At 34.2% G+C, this 17,586-nt stretch carries 29 protein-coding genes; all 29 read left to right on the top strand.

Annotated elements, in window-relative coordinates; all coding sequences use genetic code 11:
* The first annotated feature begins 3 nt into the window (after positions 1-3).
* The 29 genes from JJL45_RS05340 (at position 4) to JJL45_RS05205 (ending at position 17,584) form a co-directional block, all read left to right on the top strand.
* The gene (locus JJL45_RS05340; protein WP_068602725.1) at positions 4-306 is read left to right on the top strand and encodes a hypothetical protein; all 303 of its coding nucleotides are present in this window, start codon (positions 4-6) and stop codon (positions 304-306) included.
* Between the two features lie 14 nt (positions 307-320).
* Positions 321-608 (top strand): hypothetical protein, encoded by a 288-nt coding sequence (locus JJL45_RS05335; RefSeq protein ID WP_068602726.1) that lies wholly within the window; start codon positions 321-323, stop codon positions 606-608.
* A gap of 16 nt (positions 609-624) precedes the next feature.
* On the top strand, positions 625-816 hold the full coding sequence (locus tag JJL45_RS05330; protein WP_068602727.1) for a hypothetical protein: 192 nt from the start codon (positions 625-627) through the stop codon (positions 814-816).
* A 153-nt stretch (positions 817-969) separates the two neighbouring features.
* Positions 970-1,278: a hypothetical protein gene (locus tag JJL45_RS05325; RefSeq protein WP_202664345.1), complete on the top strand. Its 309-nt coding sequence runs from the start codon at positions 970-972 to the stop codon at positions 1,276-1,278.
* Positions 1,265-1,702, top strand: a complete 438-nt coding sequence (locus JJL45_RS05320; RefSeq protein ID WP_068602729.1) for a hypothetical protein — start codon at positions 1,265-1,267, stop codon at positions 1,700-1,702. Before JJL45_RS05325 ends, JJL45_RS05320 begins: the two co-directional genes overlap by 14 nt.
* A 174-nt stretch (positions 1,703-1,876) precedes the next feature.
* The gene (locus JJL45_RS05315) at positions 1,877-2,416 is read left to right on the top strand and encodes a hypothetical protein (RefSeq protein ID WP_068602730.1); all 540 of its coding nucleotides are present in this window, start codon (positions 1,877-1,879) and stop codon (positions 2,414-2,416) included.
* 52 nt (positions 2,417-2,468) lie between these two features.
* Positions 2,469-2,741 carry a hypothetical protein gene (locus tag JJL45_RS05310; RefSeq protein WP_068602731.1) on the top strand — a complete coding sequence of 91 codons (273 nt, stop codon included), beginning with the start codon at positions 2,469-2,471 and terminating at the stop codon, positions 2,739-2,741.
* A 150-nt stretch (positions 2,742-2,891) separates the two neighbouring features.
* Positions 2,892-3,074 (top strand): hypothetical protein, encoded by a 183-nt coding sequence (locus tag JJL45_RS05305; protein WP_068602732.1) that lies wholly within the window; start codon positions 2,892-2,894, stop codon positions 3,072-3,074.
* 140 nt (positions 3,075-3,214) lie between these two features.
* A complete protein-coding gene (locus JJL45_RS05300) occupies positions 3,215-3,646 on the top strand; it encodes a hypothetical protein (RefSeq protein WP_068602733.1) in 432 nt (143 codons plus the stop codon).
* Positions 3,647-3,796: 150 nt separating this feature from the next.
* On the top strand, positions 3,797-4,000 hold the full coding sequence (locus JJL45_RS05295) for a hypothetical protein (protein WP_068602734.1): 204 nt from the start codon (positions 3,797-3,799) through the stop codon (positions 3,998-4,000).
* 148 nt (positions 4,001-4,148) lie between these two features.
* Positions 4,149-4,403: a hypothetical protein gene (locus tag JJL45_RS05290; RefSeq protein WP_068602735.1), complete on the top strand. Its 255-nt coding sequence runs from the start codon at positions 4,149-4,151 to the stop codon at positions 4,401-4,403.
* A 49-nt stretch (positions 4,404-4,452) separates the two neighbouring features.
* Complete coding sequence (locus JJL45_RS05285; protein ID WP_202664344.1) at positions 4,453-4,785, top strand: hypothetical protein; 333 nt, start codon at positions 4,453-4,455, stop codon at positions 4,783-4,785.
* A 43-nt stretch (positions 4,786-4,828) separates the two neighbouring features.
* Entirely contained in the window at positions 4,829-5,044 is a 216-nt protein-coding gene (locus JJL45_RS05280) for a hypothetical protein (RefSeq protein ID WP_068602737.1), read from the top strand.
* Positions 5,037-5,165: a hypothetical protein gene (locus JJL45_RS16220; RefSeq protein ID WP_262895029.1), complete on the top strand. Its 129-nt coding sequence runs from the start codon at positions 5,037-5,039 to the stop codon at positions 5,163-5,165. Before JJL45_RS05280 ends, JJL45_RS16220 begins: the two co-directional genes overlap by 8 nt.
* Before the next feature lie 2 nt (positions 5,166-5,167).
* Positions 5,168-5,491, top strand: coding sequence for a hypothetical protein (locus JJL45_RS05275; protein WP_068602738.1), 324 nt, complete (start codon positions 5,168-5,170; stop codon positions 5,489-5,491).
* A 441-nt stretch (positions 5,492-5,932) separates the two neighbouring features.
* The gene (locus tag JJL45_RS05270; RefSeq protein ID WP_068602739.1) at positions 5,933-6,451 is read left to right on the top strand and encodes a hypothetical protein; all 519 of its coding nucleotides are present in this window, start codon (positions 5,933-5,935) and stop codon (positions 6,449-6,451) included.
* An 8-nt stretch (positions 6,452-6,459) separates the two neighbouring features.
* On the top strand, positions 6,460-7,035 hold the full coding sequence (locus JJL45_RS05265; RefSeq protein WP_068602740.1) for a hypothetical protein: 576 nt from the start codon (positions 6,460-6,462) through the stop codon (positions 7,033-7,035).
* A 56-nt stretch (positions 7,036-7,091) separates the two neighbouring features.
* Positions 7,092-9,506, top strand: a complete 2,415-nt coding sequence (locus JJL45_RS05260) for a hypothetical protein (RefSeq protein ID WP_068602741.1) — start codon at positions 7,092-7,094, stop codon at positions 9,504-9,506.
* Between the two features lie 4 nt (positions 9,507-9,510).
* Positions 9,511-9,822 carry a hypothetical protein gene (locus tag JJL45_RS05255; protein WP_068602742.1) on the top strand — a complete coding sequence of 104 codons (312 nt, stop codon included), beginning with the start codon at positions 9,511-9,513 and terminating at the stop codon, positions 9,820-9,822.
* A gap of 6 nt (positions 9,823-9,828) precedes the next feature.
* Positions 9,829-10,158 (top strand): hypothetical protein, encoded by a 330-nt coding sequence (locus JJL45_RS05250; RefSeq protein WP_068602743.1) that lies wholly within the window; start codon positions 9,829-9,831, stop codon positions 10,156-10,158.
* A complete protein-coding gene (locus JJL45_RS05245) occupies positions 10,155-10,382 on the top strand; it encodes a hypothetical protein (protein ID WP_068602744.1) in 228 nt (75 codons plus the stop codon). The genes JJL45_RS05250 and JJL45_RS05245 overlap by 4 nt, the downstream gene beginning before the upstream one ends.
* Positions 10,379-10,915 carry an N-acetylmuramoyl-L-alanine amidase gene (locus tag JJL45_RS05240; RefSeq protein ID WP_068602745.1) on the top strand — a complete coding sequence of 179 codons (537 nt, stop codon included), beginning with the start codon at positions 10,379-10,381 and terminating at the stop codon, positions 10,913-10,915. The genes JJL45_RS05245 and JJL45_RS05240 overlap by 4 nt, the downstream gene beginning before the upstream one ends.
* Positions 10,916-11,002: 87 nt before the next feature.
* Positions 11,003-11,638, top strand: coding sequence for a hypothetical protein (locus tag JJL45_RS05235; protein ID WP_068602746.1), 636 nt, complete (start codon positions 11,003-11,005; stop codon positions 11,636-11,638).
* Between the two features lie 84 nt (positions 11,639-11,722).
* Positions 11,723-12,586: a S49 family peptidase gene (locus tag JJL45_RS05230; RefSeq protein ID WP_068602747.1), complete on the top strand. Its 864-nt coding sequence runs from the start codon at positions 11,723-11,725 to the stop codon at positions 12,584-12,586.
* Positions 12,587-12,616: 30 nt separating this feature from the next.
* Positions 12,617-14,794: a hypothetical protein gene (locus tag JJL45_RS05225; protein WP_202664343.1), complete on the top strand. Its 2,178-nt coding sequence runs from the start codon at positions 12,617-12,619 to the stop codon at positions 14,792-14,794.
* Between the two features lie 26 nt (positions 14,795-14,820).
* Entirely contained in the window at positions 14,821-15,648 is an 828-nt protein-coding gene (locus JJL45_RS05220) for a hypothetical protein (protein ID WP_068602749.1), read from the top strand.
* 133 nt (positions 15,649-15,781) lie between these two features.
* A complete protein-coding gene (locus tag JJL45_RS05215; protein WP_068602750.1) occupies positions 15,782-16,459 on the top strand; it encodes a hypothetical protein in 678 nt (225 codons plus the stop codon).
* Between the two features lie 74 nt (positions 16,460-16,533).
* A complete protein-coding gene (locus JJL45_RS05210; protein WP_068602751.1) occupies positions 16,534-16,974 on the top strand; it encodes a hypothetical protein in 441 nt (146 codons plus the stop codon).
* The gene (locus JJL45_RS05205; RefSeq protein WP_068602752.1) at positions 16,967-17,584 is read left to right on the top strand and encodes a hypothetical protein; all 618 of its coding nucleotides are present in this window, start codon (positions 16,967-16,969) and stop codon (positions 17,582-17,584) included. The genes JJL45_RS05210 and JJL45_RS05205 overlap by 8 nt, the downstream gene beginning before the upstream one ends.
* The last annotated feature ends 2 nt before the right edge of the window (positions 17,585-17,586 follow it).

The raw sequence follows: 17,586 nt of genomic DNA, 5'->3' as shown, positions 1-17,586 counted from the left end.
ATTATGATACAGCAAGAGACTACCACAAGCCAAGTTAATACCCTAAACGTAGAGTTAAAACTACGTTTAGGTGTGGCTACCGATTTTAAAAAAACGACATGGGTACATGAAGATATGCGAGCAGTTCCCAAAACAGTACCCAACGAAGGGAAAACCTATTTTTTAAAAAGTAAGATTACGGGTAAGGTAGATAATCAAGCTTATCAAATAAATGAAGATACCGATTGGGATGAGTTTAAAAATTACATAAGGCTTAATATGGTTTATGTAATCGCTTCCCATTTTGAATTAGAAACTAATAATTAAATACAAATACTAAAATGAAACAAGGCAAAAAAAGAACACTATCTATTGATGTAACTGCGATACCAAAAGAAAGGTTAGTGAAACACGAAAACGGAAAAGTGTATTTAAACATTGAAACGTGGGATTACGACGAGCCTAAATTCGGAAACGATTTTAGCGTGAGTATGAGTAGAACAAAAGATGAAATAGAACGCATTAAAGCAGGCGAAACTATAGAACGAATCTACTTAGGTAACGGCCGTATTTGGGAGCCAAACGAACGCCCGCTTACCGAGGAAGAGCAAGACGATTTACCATTTTAATTTAATAACAATAATTATGACTAGACAAACAACCTATCGCGACGACGAAATCGTTACGATTTACGCAAACTGCAATACCATTGAGCAGTTAGATACAGCTTCGGCTTCACTTGGATACCTAACTATTATTGGAGCGCAAACCTACCGCCCCGTAATAAGTAAATTATACATGCTTAGAGCTTCAGAAATTAAAAGGAAAACAGCATGATTACTTATATCGAAATTACAGGAAGCACGACCGACACAAATATTAAATGCAGCCCTAAAGAGTCGAAAAAACCATGTTTTCCTCAAGATGAATTCGACATTATAGAAAGCTGCAAACTTTGTGGCAAGTTTTTTTAATTAAACATACATGAATATGATAATTACAATTGAAGGTAAACCAAGTGAAGGAAAAACAACCTTGGCTAAAAAACTATGTAAAGGAAAGAAAGTATCATTTATATCGGAGGTTTCGTTGAAATCTCCTTTTTGGGCATCCCAAATGGATGATGATACAGAAATTATAGTTGTAGATGATGTTAAGCATTACCAAGAATCCTACAGCATATTCCTTTCTGAAACATTATTGATTAACACTCCAGGAGAAAAAAGTGTAGAAGTAAAAATGCCCGATGTAATATTAGTACTTGATAATTTTAAAAATAACAGATATGACAGAAATTAAAATAGCAAACATAACAGTACAGTATGCCGAAGCCGAAAAACTTGTTAAATACTTAAATATTAAACTTAAAGATAACGAAACGTTAATAATAGAAAACTTTGCCGTTTGGTCTGATAAATTTGGGATTGATATAGATTGCTGTTTCTGGAATATTGTAAAAAAGCACATTGAAAATGAATTTGTAATGTGTATCGATATTGAATGCAGAATTAAAAAGTATCACGAAAACGGAACTGCTACTATAAGAATAGATAGACCTGATTTTGTCAAAACAATAACCTTAAAAGAATACCTAAAATTAGCCGAGGATGTTCAATTGGTTGATTTTATAAGATACAATTACAATCCAAGAATAATCCAAAATCAAAAACTCTTAATAAAGTACATAAAAGAGATAGATGAATCTAGAGATACAACAACATAATCCTGAATTCATAAGTTTTGAAAAATTATCTAAAAGCAATTGTTTTAGCAATTACAACTCTGGTTTTACTTACGGCTCTAAATCGAAATTTATTTCATGTTTCAGAGTTCATGCTCGGCGGATTAACATTAAACAGTTATTGGTGGTATTTATACTATAAAAAATAAAAGAAATATGAAATTAGAAATAGTAGAAAAAGCATACGAATTAAACCTTGATAATATCAGTAATGGGCATCTTTATCCCGAAGAAGTTGTATTTGCAGAATCAAGAGGTAAAGCAAAAACTTTATTAAGTAGACAAATATGTATTGAGGATTACAAGCTTGATTGGGAGGAAGAAATGACTTTTTTAAATATGCCAGTACGTAGAGCAAAGCAATACGATAAAGTTTTATTTAGAGGTGAAGAAATGCGAAGAGAACAAGTTGAGTATAAAATTAGAGTTGAAGAAGAAAATGCCAAAATAGAGAAATACTTAGAAGATCCTAAAATAACACATTGCTATATTAAAAAGAGAGGTTCTTATTATGGCTGGAATAAATGTGGATATGTTTCTTATTCTACACACGCTGGAGTTTACCCAAAAGAGGAAGCAGTGCCATATTGTAAAAATAGTTTAGAGCTTACTTGCGTACCTATTGATAATGCAGAACACAACGAAAATATATTAAATCAAATTAAAAGGCTTAAAAAAGGATTGATTGCTAATTAATGCTAACGTTGAATCTATGGGTAGTTATTGCCCGAATAAATACAGATAAATTATGAGCATAAAACTAGATGTAACAAAAAGAATAGAATGGTTAAAAAAGAGAATGACCATTTCTGAACTAGATGAGGAATACATAAGATTGCAGATAATGGAAGCAATGATGGAAGCCCTAGAAAAAGGGCAATCATTACCCATAGATAGTGTTAGCCACTGCTCTAAAGGTAAACTAGCTGAAGAGTTCCAAAAGGGATATAAAGAAGGTTATGAAGATGGTGCAAATGCAGCAGCAAATGACATTGCAGCGAACCCACACAAAATGTATTAGTTGTGGCTAACGATTCTGTATAACCGCAGTAGCGTAGAAATCCGCAGGATTTCGGAGTGATAAACTAATTAATTAGATAAGCAATAGTGTTAAAATTAAGCACTACAACCGCTATTGCTGTTATACTTTGTTGTAGTGCGTTTTTGAGCGATGGAAAATTTAAAAACTTGGATTGAAACAGAATTACCTAATAAGGGCGAATGGTGGAGCGATGGCTACCACGAATTTATTGACAGTGCTGAAAAAATGCTAAAAGCTGGGATGAGTGAAGCAACTATAAAAGAAATACTAAGAGATTTGTATAAGGCAGTAGCTTCTGAGTATGGAGGCTAACGGACTTGTATAAAAATTGAAGCCGTAAATAGACCATATTGTTGACGTTAACAAAATGGTATTAATAAACAGACAAAAGCTTTAAAATTAAGCACCTTAACAGGCTTTTGTTTTTATACTTTGTTAGGGTGCGTTATTTTATGAAACACATATTTTACTTTATTGGAATTGCTTTTATTATCTATGAAATGATTTGGTTACTAAACCCTAAAGACCAAGTAGAAAAAGCCAAAGAAATGAAAGAGGAAGGAAAAAAGAACAAAGGCAAAAAATGGGATGATTATACTGAAGAATACAAAAGCCTATTAAAAACTAAAGGTTTAGCAAGCCTTACGTTTACTTTATGGATGTTTGGTGGTTTATTAACTTTTAACTGGTTGGCTTTTCTTGTTAAAATAGCCTTTAACTTTATAATTATAGCACCAATTTCTAAACTAACACAATACAGTTGGGCGTACACTGGCTTGCATTGGTTTAACTCTTTGCTTGGTTTTGCCTTTGGGCTTTTTGTGATAGTAAACAGCTACCATTTGAAAATAGACTTGTACGCTTGGTTTTTAGGGTTGTTCTAATGCACCCTAACGGTTTGTATAAAAATTGAAGCCGTAAAATAGCGAGATTCTCGACTTATCTCGATAAATTAATAAACAAGCAAAAGCTTTAAAATTAAGCACCTTAACAGGCTTTTGTTTTTATACGTTGTTAGGGTGCGTTATTGAATTATGAATACAGTTTATTTTCAACCACAAGGCATAAAGCCTAAATATTGTGAAGTAGGTATGATTTCAGAAACTGACCCTGAACATATTTGGTATTTAGACGAACCTTGCAAAATATTGATTAGTGAAGTAAAGATTATACCAAAAGAGCAAGTAGTTTATAATAAAAAACAAAGGCTTTATATTGTTAAGGATGTTGTTTCTTAAATGCACCCTAACGTTGTTGTGTATGATTAGTAGCTGTAAACAAGCGACTACCTATTGAATTTAAACTAAATTATTAAACACTTAATAGCCTTTAGAATAAGCACAACACAGGCTATTAATTATATATAGTGTTGTGCGTAGTTAAATTATGTTTAGAAATAAAACAACATTGGATAAATTAAATATGGCAAATGGTCGAGTACTTATGGAAAAGACAGAGCATACACATATTTACAAAGTTTTAAAGGTTAGCAAGAATGTTAATTACGAATCACTTGGAAAGAAAATAGAAGTTGGCGATTTAGTTATATGTGCTGAATATATGTATAATAACAGTTTTAAACTGGATGGTAAAAATTACTTTATAGTAAAACCAACAGCTATTTGCGGTTACTTTGGATAATTACGCACAACGTAATTTGGCTATACATAGTAATTTTAATTTACAAATAATGACAGCAGAAGAAATACATATCAAAAAATTAAAAAGTTTAGGGTATAAAGATGATTACATCCAAAAAATAGTAGATAAATTCCATGAACAGCATAAATACAAATTTGCTGAGGACATACACCAAGAAAAATTAAAATTATTAGGTATAGGTGGTGTTAGCAAACGTTATTCTATTTCACTTGTGTTTGTAAATACAAAAGAAACCCTTTTAAAATGCTTAATAACTAACGCAGAAAATGAACATGAGGCATTAGGTAAAGCGATTGACTATTTCAAAGTAGATACAGAGGGTTTTAATCTAAGTATGGATTTAGTACTGCCTTTAATTTAATGTTTGCTAACAAAGGTATATCACAACAAAATGTATTACAATCATGCAGAAATACACTAAAGTAAAGGTTTTAAGAATTTCGGAGGTGCAGCATGAAACTTTACAAAAAATGAAGTCTTATAATGTTGATGTTTCCGATTTCATCCGGAAAGCTATTAAGGAGAAAATTATAAGGGATTATTCAGAGTTAATGCCAAACAAAAAAATAGAGTATTGCCCTTTTAGTAATGGAACGATTAAAATTAGAAATCATGAGTGACGAAAAAAAACAAAACTATATTATAGTTCAGAATGAGAAAGGTGAAATCACCGATCGTATTAATTTCGATAAGATAGAAATTAAAGGCAAAGGCATTTATGTTACCGAAAAAACCGAATAGTCATGAATAAGTCATTAACAGCAGCTCAGGTTGCAATACAACAGAAACTTATTAAAGAAGCCAAGAAACGCGGCTATGCGAAAGGTGTAGTTTGTAAATTTGGCCAAAACAAACGTGTTGGTATCATTTCTTCGGTTACATTTAGATACAACCCTAGTTTGTTTGTTACGACCACCAAAACTGTAGAAGCGTTAAGTATGGGCAACAATATTATATGGGATAGTCAACACGGTTGGGCGCCATTTAATAAAGAAATCGTTTCCAGGAAACCAGTAGAAAAGGAATACTACGAAGTACACGAATCTAAATTCAAACAAGTAGGTTAATAGCACTACCTCTATTTTTAATTAAAAACCATCTTACAGGATGGTTTTTTTATTTTATGCCCTCGCGAGAGCGTCTGTTTTTTCTCCCCTTTAACCCCTCTCAACTTCTAGTCAATAAAAACTGTAATTTTGTAACAGATAGCGAAAAGCCCTTTATTTATAAGGTTTTAACTGTTACAGTTTTATATTTAAAGTGTAACAATAGTTACAAAAAAACTGTAACACTAAAAAACGTTACAGTTTTACATTTTTTCAAACCTTGGTTGTTACAGTTTGGTTGTAACACCTTAACCCTTGTATTTACTAGGGTTAAGGCATAGCGTTACAGAATTACACTTTTTTTGGGAAAATATTACTAGAGGAAGAAAAAAATAAAATATTTACATATTTGTAAAATACACTTCAAAAGTTTACTTTTATTAATATTTCCAAATTTCGTTTATGAATAATAGCATTAAAGTAGCGACTTCACCAAATGCATGTCGCGTTGGTTTATTTTTTTCGGCGGCATATACTCCTTTAATAGATTCTAGTTTAGGTCGTTTTTTTAATGTTGCTATTACCAGCGGGAATGAAGATGCTTTATATACAAGCTCTGGATCTATAAAAGTAAGTGAGTCGGGCCAATATAATAAAAGCATTGGTTCGATGGTTTACTCACAAACACTTCAGTTTGTTTTACCTACTTCTGATACGTTTCGTGCCGAGCGTATCGACCAATTTAGAAAAGTAAAGTTTCTAGCTATAGAGCTAACCAATGGAGAGCGTATTTTTTTTGGTGCCAATGATGTGGACCAGAATACGGCTCCGAAAATAAAAATCACTTCCGACGAAAAACTAACACAAATAACATTCACTCAAAGATCTATTAGCCCGTTTGGCTTTTTAAGGGATTCGGTATTTGTTTATGAAGATGACTTTTTATTTCTATTTCAAGATGGCGTTAATTTTCAAATATAAAATATTACATGTCTAGAAGTGTTGTACCGGTAAATATTCGTCCGCACCTGGTGCCTTTCCTATATCAGGAATTTGAAGGTATAGAAGCAAATTATCTATCAAAAAAAGTAAAAGCCGCTAAAATAAGTACCCGATCGGTTTTTGGTAAAGTTATTAGGCTTTTAATGGTAAAGGCAGACAAGCCCTTGCAAGCCGATAAATTTCAAGCGTTTTTAAGTGTGCAGAACTCAGAACGCAATCAGTTTTTTGGGCATTTTTACAAATCTCAAAACGGTACACATACGTTTTTAAGACTACCAGAGGCAGGAGCTAAATTAATTAACGATTATTTAGAGGACGTTTTTAGGTTGGCTTTAGTTTCGTTTATAGTGGGTTACACCAGTAGCGAAAATCAAAAGAGTTTATTCGAGAAAAAACGAACCACCCAAGAGGCTATTAATGTGTTTATGGACACTTACAATTTACGCGAGCATGGTTTTTCGGCTCCCACACTGCAAAAATACTACGAACGCGAAGTAAAAAACAATGCCAGTTGTCGTAGAATTCAAACAGCTGTAAGTAATAGAGGCTTAAATTACGTATAGTTCATGTCTTAAAATAAAATAACCGAAGCTTTTAAGTTAGCTTAAAATTTAAAAGCATGAGCTCTACTTTAGCGCAAAGGTTAACCCAAAGAAGAAAATTACTTGCTGCCCTAGCAAGTGATAATTTACAGTTTTATGTTGTGGATGAAAACGACAAAACAGATTCTCCAGAAGGATCTAGTTTTAGAGTTGAAAAAGAGGAACTTGTTAAGATTCTAGGGTTAGACAAGCTAGAGTCTAATATTAATTCCATTCAATTTGAAGGGATTAAATCTTATCAAACATTGTCAGACTTACAGGCTATTCCTGTTCCTGACGATGGTACTGCCGCAAAAGTTGTTAATGATCCTACTGCTTCTAATAATGGCTATTATACAGTTTCTAGTGATTCATGGGTGCAGGATTCTAGGTTAACGGCTAGTGTTGTTGATCCAAATGATGAGGGGTTAGGTGTTAATGGTAAGGGGGTTTTTGATTACATAAAAGTAATAGATTCTAAGAATTATTTTTTAAATAATTTTCAGAACTTAATTGAATCTGGCAGTCCAGTTTACCCTTTTGATTATTTTGATATGGTTGGTTCGCTACCATCTGTTACAATTGATTACGATGGCACAGATTTTAATTTAGTAAATTCAAATTCTCTGCCGAGAAAGATAACTACTGGGTGGGATGTAACTGGATTAGTTGATTCTGTAGAATTGTTTTGTGAGCCTACTGCTAATGAGGGGTTTGGTTTCTCTTTAAACCTAAATGGGTCTGAAGTTTATGTTTTATACCGTAATAACGGTCAAATATTAGTGCAAGAAGAGGGCTCAGGATCTTCTATTGCTTCACCTAGAGGGGTTTCTTCTTACACCTTTGTTTCAGGAGATAAAGTGTCGTTAAGTGTTACAATTATTAATGGTCATACTGAAATTAAAACATCAGTAAATGGTGTTTATTCTCCAGAGGTGTATTTATCAGATGATTACGAATTCGCACAATTAAATTACGCATTAAGAAGTGGAATGGGTGTTAAAAACCCGTATTTCTTTTTTGAAAAAAAATCAGTTCAGCCGCCTTTAGATATTATATATGTTAATGATAGTGATGGTGATGATTCTTATATTGGTAAATTTCCATTCGTACAACCATCTGGTGGGGGGCGTTTAATAAGCAATGGTCCAGTTAAAACAATAACTGAAGCTTTGACAAGGGGGTCAAAAAACATAATAATAGTTGAGGGCACTTATGAAGATGAAACCGATTTATCAATCACAGATAACATTAACATTTCCACATACAGCGGGGGGCAAGCCGTAATTGATTTATCAGAAAAACATGCGGGAACTTCTTTCACTCAAAATTCCACTCATTCAAATATATATCAGTTAAATGTCGCCGAAACTGTGATTGCTTGCTATGAAAACGATTATGAAGGTTGGCTATATTCAAGAAGTTCGTTAGCAGACTGCGCTGCTAATCAGGGTAGTTTCTATTACAGCGCTGGTGTCTTATATGTTTACCCAGTTGCAAATATTTCAACTATAAACATAGTTATACCTTCAATTGAAGGTCTTCACTTTTTAAATCGTTCCATTGATGGAGTTTCAAAAGCTGAGAGAAATGCTAGTATTATTAACATTTTCGGTGTAACTCAATTATACTCAAAAGGTCACGGTTTTTCTTTTGAAAAAGGATTTGGGAAAATAGTAAGATGCAAATCCTATGGGTCGGAGACAAATGGATTTTATTTTAACGGGAGTTTCTTCGATGTTTCAGGATGTACATCATCATTTAATGATGGTGATGGCTTTAATATTCATGCTTTTGATGAAGAAAATGCTGGTTATGTTGTGTTTAACAACTGTGAAGCTATAAGTAATTTTGGAGTAGATGCAGGTAATGATGGTATTAGTTTTCATGAAAACTCTAAAGGAGAAATTAATGGTGGAGTATATATAAACAACACGAAATTTGATGTTGTTCATGTTAATAGGGCTGAAGTTGAGCATAAAGATTTTGTGTGTGGAAGCTTAGAATATCAGATAAATGGAAATGCATATGATGTTTTTCATTTAAACATCTCCAACATAATAGCCTCAGGAATAATGAATTTATCATCGAACGTAAGTACAGTTATAATTAATATTAGCAACTGTAAGGCTTCTGAAATAAATCTAAGAGGTACAGGTGTTGTGAATGGTTCTATTTATAAAAATAGATGCGGTTATATGCAATTATTATCAAACGGTACTAGAGAAATTCAAGATAATAAAGTTAAAAATGGCACAGGTGTAAGAATAGATTCTGGGGATAATTACTTAGATGGAAATAGTATTTTAAATAACACTATAGGCATTAGAAAAGAAGGTGGTATCGCTACTATGGGTACGAATAACCTGTATGGTAATAATTCAGATTACACAGGAACCGACATTATTGACCCAACTGAACAAGCTAAGAATGTGTCTTATTTAGAGATTTAAAACCATGATACAAAAACTAAAAGCCTTATTAGTAATCCCCCAAGACAAAGCCAACCACACCGTTTACGGATTCCTAATACATTACGGTGTGGAGATCCTTTTAGTATTAACACCAATACTTCCATTATTAGCGCGCAATCTAAGGCTTGAATGGTACCACGCAGCCGAAATCGTGACCGTAATAGCAATTTTTACCGAGATATACGATTGGAAAGTAAAATCAAAGCCTACGGGGTTTAGTTGTAAGGATATCGCATTTACTGTAGCTCCATCTTACCTACTAACCCTATTAAAGTTAATTACCATTTTAAATTAAATAAATATGCCCCTATTCGAAAAAATAAAAACATGGTCTGAAATGCCCGAAAAACAGCGCTATACATTTTTTTACGGCGTAGTAATAGTAGCATTAGCCTCGGTAATAGGTCACGATCATTTAGTACGAATACCACAAATAGAGCAAACTCATGAAAACACTTTACGTACTGATCGTGATAGATGTTCTGCTGACGTTATTTATTATAAGGAGAAAGCTGAAAGTATTGCGAAGAGCTTTTCTGATTATTTACAAAAAAACGAAAAGGAAGTAAGAACGTTATTGTACAATGGCATACAGCTTAATAGAAAAGCCGAAAAACTAGAGAAAAAATGAAATCACTGTTAATTTACCTAGCGGTTATATTCTCTGCAATTTTTATAAGCAAGAATATAGAGCCGAAAAAAAATGAAAAGCCAATTAACCGAATTACGGTTAGCGATACACTTTACTTGAGTAAAATACCTTTAAAGAAAATGAAGTTAGAGGGGTTAAAATCGGAAGTGTTTTTACTTCAGAAAGAGACAGAATATAAGTTGGATAAAATTGAAGAGAAATGAAAATAGCTATATGTATTGGCCATAATAAAATAAACAAAGGGGCTTTTTCTCTTTATTTAAATGATTCAGAGTTTGATTACAATACTCGTGTAGCAAACTATGTAAAGGATTATTTTGGAGATTCGTTAGATGTCTACAATAGAATTAAATCTAGTGGTTATAAAGAGGAAATATCCAACCTTGCCGAACGTGTTAACAAGGTAGATTACGATCTTGTTATGGAACTTCATTTTAATGCTGCTATACCACAAGCTAAAGGTGTGGAGGCGCTATATTTTTATTCATCTAGAAAGGGCAAAAGGTTTGCTAAAGGTTTCTGTGAAGCCGTTAAAATGGAATACGGCAGCTCTAGTAGAGGTGCTAAACCTTTAAGAAAAGATTCAGATCGTGGTTTTGGTTTTGTTCAAAAAATAAAAGCTCCAGCCATAATATTAGAGCCTTTTTTTGGTAGCAATGTTGAAGCTAAAAAATTTATGGATGCAAAAAGGTATGCTAATACCTTAATTAACTGGATTAACTGCATAGAACTATGAAAACACGACACGACAAAATATGGGCTATAATCATGCTAATTTGGTTTTCGGCATCAATTGTATTTCTATACTATACGCTTTAATATTATGAAAACAGATTTTGTAAAATGGTTAGGTTGGATATTATTATTTATATGTCTTTGGTTTAAAGGTTGTAGAAATAATGAGGACCCAAAAACGGTAGAAATTCCAGAAATAAAAAAGGAATTACCCACACAAAAGCCTGTGCATATTCCTGCCGAAAATGCGCTAAATGATTTAGAAGAAAACCTATCTAAACATGAGGTGGTGCGTAAAGGACATTTAGAAAATATAAATGTTTTAAATAAAGAAAACGAGACCATATTATTAAAATTTGCTAAAGAAAACGATAGTTTGAAGCGTATTTTAATGTATAAAAACGCGATTTCAATTAATGCGTTTAAAAGTGTTTTTGAAGATGATTATATAAAACTAGAGTTAGATGGTTTGGTTAGAGGTGAAGTGCAAAGCCTTACACCTAATTACACCATAAAACCACGACAAGTGCCGGCACTAATAAAGCCTGTTAAATTTAGATTGTTAGCGGGTGTGGGTGTTAGTAATACCATTGCGATGGATAAACCTTTGTTTTCTGCTAAATTAGGTTTTCAAAATAAAAAAGGGAACATTTTAAATGTGGGTTACGACAGTGAAAAGCGTATAACAATAGGCTACGATTTCACGGTTTTCAAGATTAAATAATGAAAAACCTTTGTTAACCCTTAAAAAACATGTCTTAAACAAATATACCAGGGCTTTGCATATTCGCTGATAAATAGAATTATCATGAATTTCAATCCTGTATTAAACGATTTACTTCGTGGCGAGTGGCTTTTAGATGTTAATTGGATATCTGGTGCAGCTCCCTTAGTAGACAGTCTTCTTAAAGGTACGCCCGTAGCGCAAACCGAAAACGTTTCTAATAATTGCATTTCTTTTTACGATTCTAACAACAATAGAGTGCCTCGTGGTGTAGATCTTCCAGAGGGTTCGGTTGCTGTGGTAGACATGATTGGCGCGGTTATGAAATACGGTGGTATGTGTTCGCCTGGTGCTATAGATGTGGCTCACGAATTGGCTTATGCAAATGCTAACCCTAATATAAAAGCTATTATCCTAAGAATAGATGGACCAGGAGGCGCTGTAAGTGCTATTGGTCCCTTATTGCAATTTGCAGCCACTAAAACAAAACCAGTTATTGGGTTATGTGATGCTGCGATGTCGCTTCACTATTGGGCAGCTGTAGGTGTTTGCGATTACATTATGGCCGACAATAATATATCGGCACGCTTTGGAAGTATTGGTGTTGTTTCTCAGTTTGTTGATGCTAAAAAACATTGGGAAGAAAAGGGCTATACATTTCATGAAATCTACCCAGATGAATCTAAAGATAAAAACCGTGTTTTTAAAATGGCTTTAGATGGTGATTACGAAAAAATTAAAAACGAACATTTATCTCCCATGGCTAAAAAGTTTCAAGCAGCTGTGCGTGCGGGTCGCCCTAATTTAATTGAAGAAGATGGCGTGCTTACCGGAGCTACGTTTGATGCCGAAAAAGCATTAAGCTTAGGGATGATTGATGCTATTGGAAGTTTTGCCGATGCCTTGCGCATGGCTCATATGTATGCGGAGTTAAAAACTCAATTATAAATTATTATTAATTAAAAAAAACGTGAAGTTATGAGATTCAAATCCAAATTGTTTGCCACTACGCTTGCTTACATGGGGTCTTTATTAGGTTGGAAAGCCGAGGAAGTGCCAATTAAGGACAATGCGCTAGATTTAAGCGACCAAGAAAAACAGCAAGTGCAAGAAGCACTTGGCGAAAATTTTAACCTAGAAACTATTTTAGGTAAAATTAACAATGAAATTGCTGCGGCAGCCGATGCTGAGGCAGGAAAACAAACAGCTCTTGCTGCGGCACAACAAGAGTTAAAAGCTTTGTTAGATCAAACCTCTTTAGGTGCCGAAGAAAAAGAAAAGTTACTAAGCCCTAGCGCGTCCGAAAACATTACACTGTCGGAGCAATTAAAGGCTGTTAACACCGAGTTAAGTAATGAAATTAAAGGTATGCGTGATCAAATAAAACAATTGTCTGCCGATGCTGAAGGAGATGTTCCTGCGGCTATTATCGAAGCAGGAAAACAAGCCTCAAAAATTATGCACTCTGCAACACATTTATTTGCTAGTAACAAATCGTACGATGCGTTTGATGGTCGCCCATGGAACCAACGTGCTGCGGGTATGACTACTCATGCTACCGATTTTAGCGATAAAGTACAAGTTGAAAAACTTAATGGCGATTTAGAGCTATACTATCGTGAGAATCCTGAGAAAATTAAGTCATTACACCGTGATAACTTTGGTCTTCCTTCATTTTGGCCTAAAAAACTAAAGGTTGATGATAAGGTTAGTGATGGTACTATTGTTTCGGCTGAAATTACTCAAGCTAGAAAATTACCATGGTTACCTAAAAACAAGCAAAAAATTGAAGCTGAAGAAGGTAGAATTTTCCCAGTTCAAATTGATGCCGAATTTATAGGGTACAACCTTCAAAAAATGGAATCTTCTTGGTTAAACTCTTATAATAAAGAAGGTTCGCAAGCTTATAAAATGAGCTTTGTAATGTTTTTAGTGTCGGAATTAGACAAAAAAGCACGTGTTGAAGATAGAGTTTCGTCTATTAAAGGGGTTTATGTAAAAACACCAGACGATGCTACAGTTGCAGGAGGTTATATTAACCGTCAAGATGGTTTATTATACCAAATTTGGAAAGCGATTAATATTACAGGAAAGCTAAAGCCTTTTGTTTTAGGTACACCTACAACAGCGAATATTGTTGATTATGTAGATACGCTTATCGAACGTTTACCTGACGATGTGCGTTACCAACAAGGTTTAAAATTATACCTTTCTAAAGAATGGTTAAAAGCCTACAAACGTAGATATGAGCAGTTACACGGTACCTACAACGATTACAAAGGGTATCCTGTAAATCCTAAAGATTATAACAATATTGAGTTTGAACCTTTAGTGGATTTATCTGGTTTAGATTGTATGTTTATCACTTTTGATGATAACATTGAAATTCTAGAAAACATTCCTGCAGAAAAAAGCAAGTACCACTTTGAAATGCTTAAACGTATTCTTTACATTTTTGCCGATTACAAATTAGGTATTCGTTTAATTCATATTGGAACTACTGTTTTACCTACCGATCCTGATGCGTTTAAAGTACAAACAATTTGGAGTAATGATGCGCCATTGTTTAAATCAGATTTCTTTGTGCCGGTTTACGACGATACTACAGGAAAAGTGAGTGTAAAATATAGTAATGTGGTTGTAGATGATGCTTGGGCAACAAGTATTACCGAGTTTACAAATACTTACGAAGGACAAATTATTCGTGTTAAAGGAAATGTGGCTTTAAGTGCTGCAACTACCGTAGCGAATGGTGCTAAAATTAGTTTAGCCGGTGGTACTGCCTTTAACTTAAAATCTGGTGGAACTTTAACTTTAGTTGCTGCGGCCGATGGTTCGGTTACAGAAATTAGTCGTACTGCTGCTCCTGCTACCTTACCATCTGGAACTATAGAGTTTGATACTACTGCTTTAGATGTGAATAACGGTAACTCGTTTGCTTACACTGGTGGTGCTGCTACTTTAGCTAGTATTTCTGGAGGTGTAGCCGATAAGGTTATTGTGATTAACGGTGGTGCTAATGGTGCGTTAACCTTAGCTAATGTGGCTGGAAATATTGCCTTGTCTGCGGGTGCAATTCTTGCCAATGGTGCCGATAATATTACTCTGGCTTTAGTTGATGGCGTTTGGACAGAAACGGCAAGAACGATCGCTTAATCTATTAATCTGTAAAATTTAAAATTATGTCATACATAAAATTAAGTGTGCCTAGAGCTACCGGGGGAACTTCCCCTGGTGCTTATAAGGCCAAGAAACCAAATGTTGCTATTGTTGATGCCGACGATATATTAAGTTATCCAGGGCGCGATAGCAAGGGTGTAAATGTTACGGGTAGTTACGTGCTTAAAGCCAATGCTAACATGATTCGTATTTACATGACACCAGAAACTATTGAAGCTAGTTTTGAAAGTGAAGGACCAGAAGATGGTAAAGTGTTTAAACAAATGTTTAAAGGCGAGCATCCAGGCGAAACTTTAGAGATTAGAGAGTTTATACAAAACTGGTTAGGACGTCCTGTAATTGTGTTTGAGGAAAATTGCCGAGATAACACCATGAATGTTTACGGGACCCAATGTTCTCCTTTAAAATTAAATCCTAGTTTTACTAGTAATAAAGAAGGAACGAAGCATACTATTAGTTTTGAGCAACCAAACCCAGTGGAATATGTGCCTGGTTATTATACGGGAGCATTAACCTTTACCGGTTATGCAACTCCTGCCGATGAAAACCTTGATTTATTAGTAGCCGATGGTAATATTTATAAATTACCAAGTACTGCCGTTACAGCAAGTATCGATGTTGCTAGTATCGATTTAGAACATGGCGAAGTTGTTACCTTAATTGGTGGCGGTGGCGCTGGTGCTTTAACTTTAGCTAATGGTGCTGGTACAGCTGCAACTATTGTACTGTCTAATGGTACAACATGGACAGCTTTAGATGATGCTGTTATTAACTTAAAAGTATTTAACGACGGTACTACCGTTTATCTAATAGAAGAATCTAGACATTAGTTTGTGTTTATTTAGTTAGTTGTTTATCAAGCCTAACAGGGGAATCCTTGTTAGGCTTTTTCATGTCTTAAAATAAAAGATAAAAGGTCGTCATATTTACAACTACTATAGTAAAACTTAAAAATGTATTCTCATGAGAAACCAAGTAATCGACTTTTTAAGGTCAACAAAAAACACTCCGCAACAAAAGTATAACCTAGCGTTACAATTTTACATGCAAGCTAACACGCCTAACCCTGGTATTATACGTTTTCATAATACAGCAGGATATTCTCCACAGCGTTTAAAAGAATTGCTTTATGATTTAGAACAAGCGTTTGAAATTAAACCTTCGGATTTAGCGGCAAAGAAAATTGATGCTCCAATTTCTGAAACGTTAAAAAGTGCTGTTTTTGAAATTCCTAAATGGACAAAAGGTGCTGCGGGAAATAAAGAACGTAAGGCATTTTGTGCCGAACATGGCATTTTTGTTTTTGGAGGAAAAAATAAAGATTTAGATAAAGCTATCGCGGAATTTGTTAAAGAAAAAACAGAGCAAGCCGAAGAGGAAAGCGACGAAGAAAGCGACTTACAGCGCAAAGCTACCGAAAAAGAAAAAGCGTATGATGCTTGTTTGAAAGTATTAGCTAGTGGCCAAGCTTTAGAACCGGCTATTGTTGCCGATATTTTTACAAATACAGATACAACTAAGGAAGAGCAGGAAAACATTGTTAAAGCGGCTAAAAACCACATTTTTGGCGAAACAAATGATAATGATGGTGACGATTTAGGGGTTGCAGAAAACGAAACTCCTGAAGCTGAAAAAAAGTAGGTAGAGCCTATATCTCTTTACGCGAGCAATTTCCGTTTCTATATGAAACGGATTGTCCTCGCGAATATAAAGAGTTGTATGCTCAAAAAAAGATCGCTTTAGATAACTATGTTGAGCGCTTTAATGCCTTACAAAACGCTTATTATAATGCCGATGGCAGCATTAAAAAGGAATTACCCGACTTAACAACCACTTATAAAACAGCACATGAAGCTTTAGCGAGTTTTAACGAAAATCAGCTTATTTATGACGAATTCAACTTTTACCAGGACACGAACCAAGTATTAGGAATTCATCCTGTTTTTAGGGTTTTAAAATTAACTCAAAAGATTAAAAAAATGCGTGAAGCATCGGCGGTTAAACGCTATAATTTACTTAGAAATTATATCTATAGAGACACTAAAAAACTAAAAACCATAAGCGAGGATAAAAAAGAAAAGTTTGCGAATGCCTTGGAGCTTAAAAAAGAAGAGTTTGGTTTAATAGAAAAATTACACCCCATTGTAAATGAATAACTTTTTTGACATTTCTAAAACCAAAGAAAAAGTTTTACAGACTAAAATGAGCGAATCATTTGAGTCTAAATATTTATTGTCTCATTATGAAAAAATACGTCGGTTAGATAAAGATTTAAACAGGCTTCCTAGTAAAGAGGAATTTTTTTTCCTGCAAAGCGACACATCGTTTAATGCTTTCACCTTTATCCCTTTTGTTTTAAAACATACTAGCATATTGCATTTATACGCCTGCACCTACTCCATTTCGTCGCGTGTAATAGATGCTTTAATAGAAATGCATGATAATGGGTTAATAGATGAAATAACGTTGCTAATAAGCGATAGTATGATTAAAAGAAACCCCAAAACGATTGATAATTTGTGTAGCGTGTCCAACAGTCGCCCGAATGTGAATATTTTATTCGCTTGGGTGCATGCTAAGGTGTGCTTAATGGAAACAAAAAGTGATCATTTTATTATTGAAGGTTCGGGTAACTGGGCAGAAAACGCCTATTACGAGCAATACACTTTTGCGAATAGTAAGGGGTTATTTGATTTTAGAAAGGAATTATTTACCAATAGTCATGTTAGGCATATTGCCGAAGGTGGCGCTATAAAAGCGGTTTAGGA

The organism is Tamlana sp. s12 (genome assembly GCF_016767215.1).
Classification (GTDB): Bacteria; Bacteroidota; Bacteroidia; order Flavobacteriales; family Flavobacteriaceae; genus Pseudotamlana; species Pseudotamlana agarivorans.
Note: the sequence above shows the minus strand (reverse complement) of the source record. Positions and strands in the feature narration are given on the sequence as shown.

Excerpts from the sequence above, each read along its gene's own strand:
- JJL45_RS05340 (WP_068602725.1), top strand. The coding sequence starts at position 4 with ATGATACAGCAAGAGACTACCACAAGCCAAGTTAATACCCTAAACGTA.
- JJL45_RS05335 (WP_068602726.1), top strand. The coding sequence starts at position 321 with ATGAAACAAGGCAAAAAAAGAACACTATCTATTGATGTAACTGCGATA.
- JJL45_RS05330 (WP_068602727.1), top strand. The coding sequence starts at position 625 with ATGACTAGACAAACAACCTATCGCGACGACGAAATCGTTACGATTTAC.
- JJL45_RS05325 (WP_202664345.1), top strand. The coding sequence starts at position 970 with ATGATAATTACAATTGAAGGTAAACCAAGTGAAGGAAAAACAACCTTG.
- JJL45_RS05320 (WP_068602729.1), top strand. The coding sequence starts at position 1,265 with ATGACAGAAATTAAAATAGCAAACATAACAGTACAGTATGCCGAAGCC.
- JJL45_RS05315 (WP_068602730.1), top strand. The coding sequence starts at position 1,877 with ATGAAATTAGAAATAGTAGAAAAAGCATACGAATTAAACCTTGATAAT.
- JJL45_RS05310 (WP_068602731.1), top strand. The coding sequence starts at position 2,469 with ATGAGCATAAAACTAGATGTAACAAAAAGAATAGAATGGTTAAAAAAG.
- JJL45_RS05305 (WP_068602732.1), top strand. The coding sequence starts at position 2,892 with ATGGAAAATTTAAAAACTTGGATTGAAACAGAATTACCTAATAAGGGC.
- JJL45_RS05300 (WP_068602733.1), top strand. The coding sequence starts at position 3,215 with ATGAAACACATATTTTACTTTATTGGAATTGCTTTTATTATCTATGAA.
- JJL45_RS05295 (WP_068602734.1), top strand. The coding sequence starts at position 3,797 with ATGAATACAGTTTATTTTCAACCACAAGGCATAAAGCCTAAATATTGT.
- JJL45_RS05290 (WP_068602735.1), top strand. The coding sequence starts at position 4,149 with ATGTTTAGAAATAAAACAACATTGGATAAATTAAATATGGCAAATGGT.
- JJL45_RS05285 (WP_202664344.1), top strand. The coding sequence starts at position 4,453 with ATGACAGCAGAAGAAATACATATCAAAAAATTAAAAAGTTTAGGGTAT.
- JJL45_RS05280 (WP_068602737.1), top strand. The coding sequence starts at position 4,829 with ATGCAGAAATACACTAAAGTAAAGGTTTTAAGAATTTCGGAGGTGCAG.
- JJL45_RS16220 (WP_262895029.1), top strand. The coding sequence starts at position 5,037 with ATGAGTGACGAAAAAAAACAAAACTATATTATAGTTCAGAATGAGAAA.
- JJL45_RS05275 (WP_068602738.1), top strand. The coding sequence starts at position 5,168 with ATGAATAAGTCATTAACAGCAGCTCAGGTTGCAATACAACAGAAACTT.
- JJL45_RS05270 (WP_068602739.1), top strand. The coding sequence starts at position 5,933 with ATGAATAATAGCATTAAAGTAGCGACTTCACCAAATGCATGTCGCGTT.
- JJL45_RS05265 (WP_068602740.1), top strand. The coding sequence starts at position 6,460 with ATGTCTAGAAGTGTTGTACCGGTAAATATTCGTCCGCACCTGGTGCCT.
- JJL45_RS05260 (WP_068602741.1), top strand. The coding sequence starts at position 7,092 with ATGAGCTCTACTTTAGCGCAAAGGTTAACCCAAAGAAGAAAATTACTT.
- JJL45_RS05255 (WP_068602742.1), top strand. The coding sequence starts at position 9,511 with ATGATACAAAAACTAAAAGCCTTATTAGTAATCCCCCAAGACAAAGCC.
- JJL45_RS05250 (WP_068602743.1), top strand. The coding sequence starts at position 9,829 with ATGCCCCTATTCGAAAAAATAAAAACATGGTCTGAAATGCCCGAAAAA.
- JJL45_RS05245 (WP_068602744.1), top strand. The coding sequence starts at position 10,155 with ATGAAATCACTGTTAATTTACCTAGCGGTTATATTCTCTGCAATTTTT.
- JJL45_RS05240 (WP_068602745.1), top strand. The coding sequence starts at position 10,379 with ATGAAAATAGCTATATGTATTGGCCATAATAAAATAAACAAAGGGGCT.
- JJL45_RS05235 (WP_068602746.1), top strand. The coding sequence starts at position 11,003 with ATGAAAACAGATTTTGTAAAATGGTTAGGTTGGATATTATTATTTATA.
- JJL45_RS05230 (WP_068602747.1), top strand. The coding sequence starts at position 11,723 with ATGAATTTCAATCCTGTATTAAACGATTTACTTCGTGGCGAGTGGCTT.
- JJL45_RS05225 (WP_202664343.1), top strand. The coding sequence starts at position 12,617 with ATGAGATTCAAATCCAAATTGTTTGCCACTACGCTTGCTTACATGGGG.
- JJL45_RS05220 (WP_068602749.1), top strand. The coding sequence starts at position 14,821 with ATGTCATACATAAAATTAAGTGTGCCTAGAGCTACCGGGGGAACTTCC.
- JJL45_RS05215 (WP_068602750.1), top strand. The coding sequence starts at position 15,782 with ATGAGAAACCAAGTAATCGACTTTTTAAGGTCAACAAAAAACACTCCG.
- JJL45_RS05205 (WP_068602752.1), top strand. The coding sequence starts at position 16,967 with ATGAATAACTTTTTTGACATTTCTAAAACCAAAGAAAAAGTTTTACAG.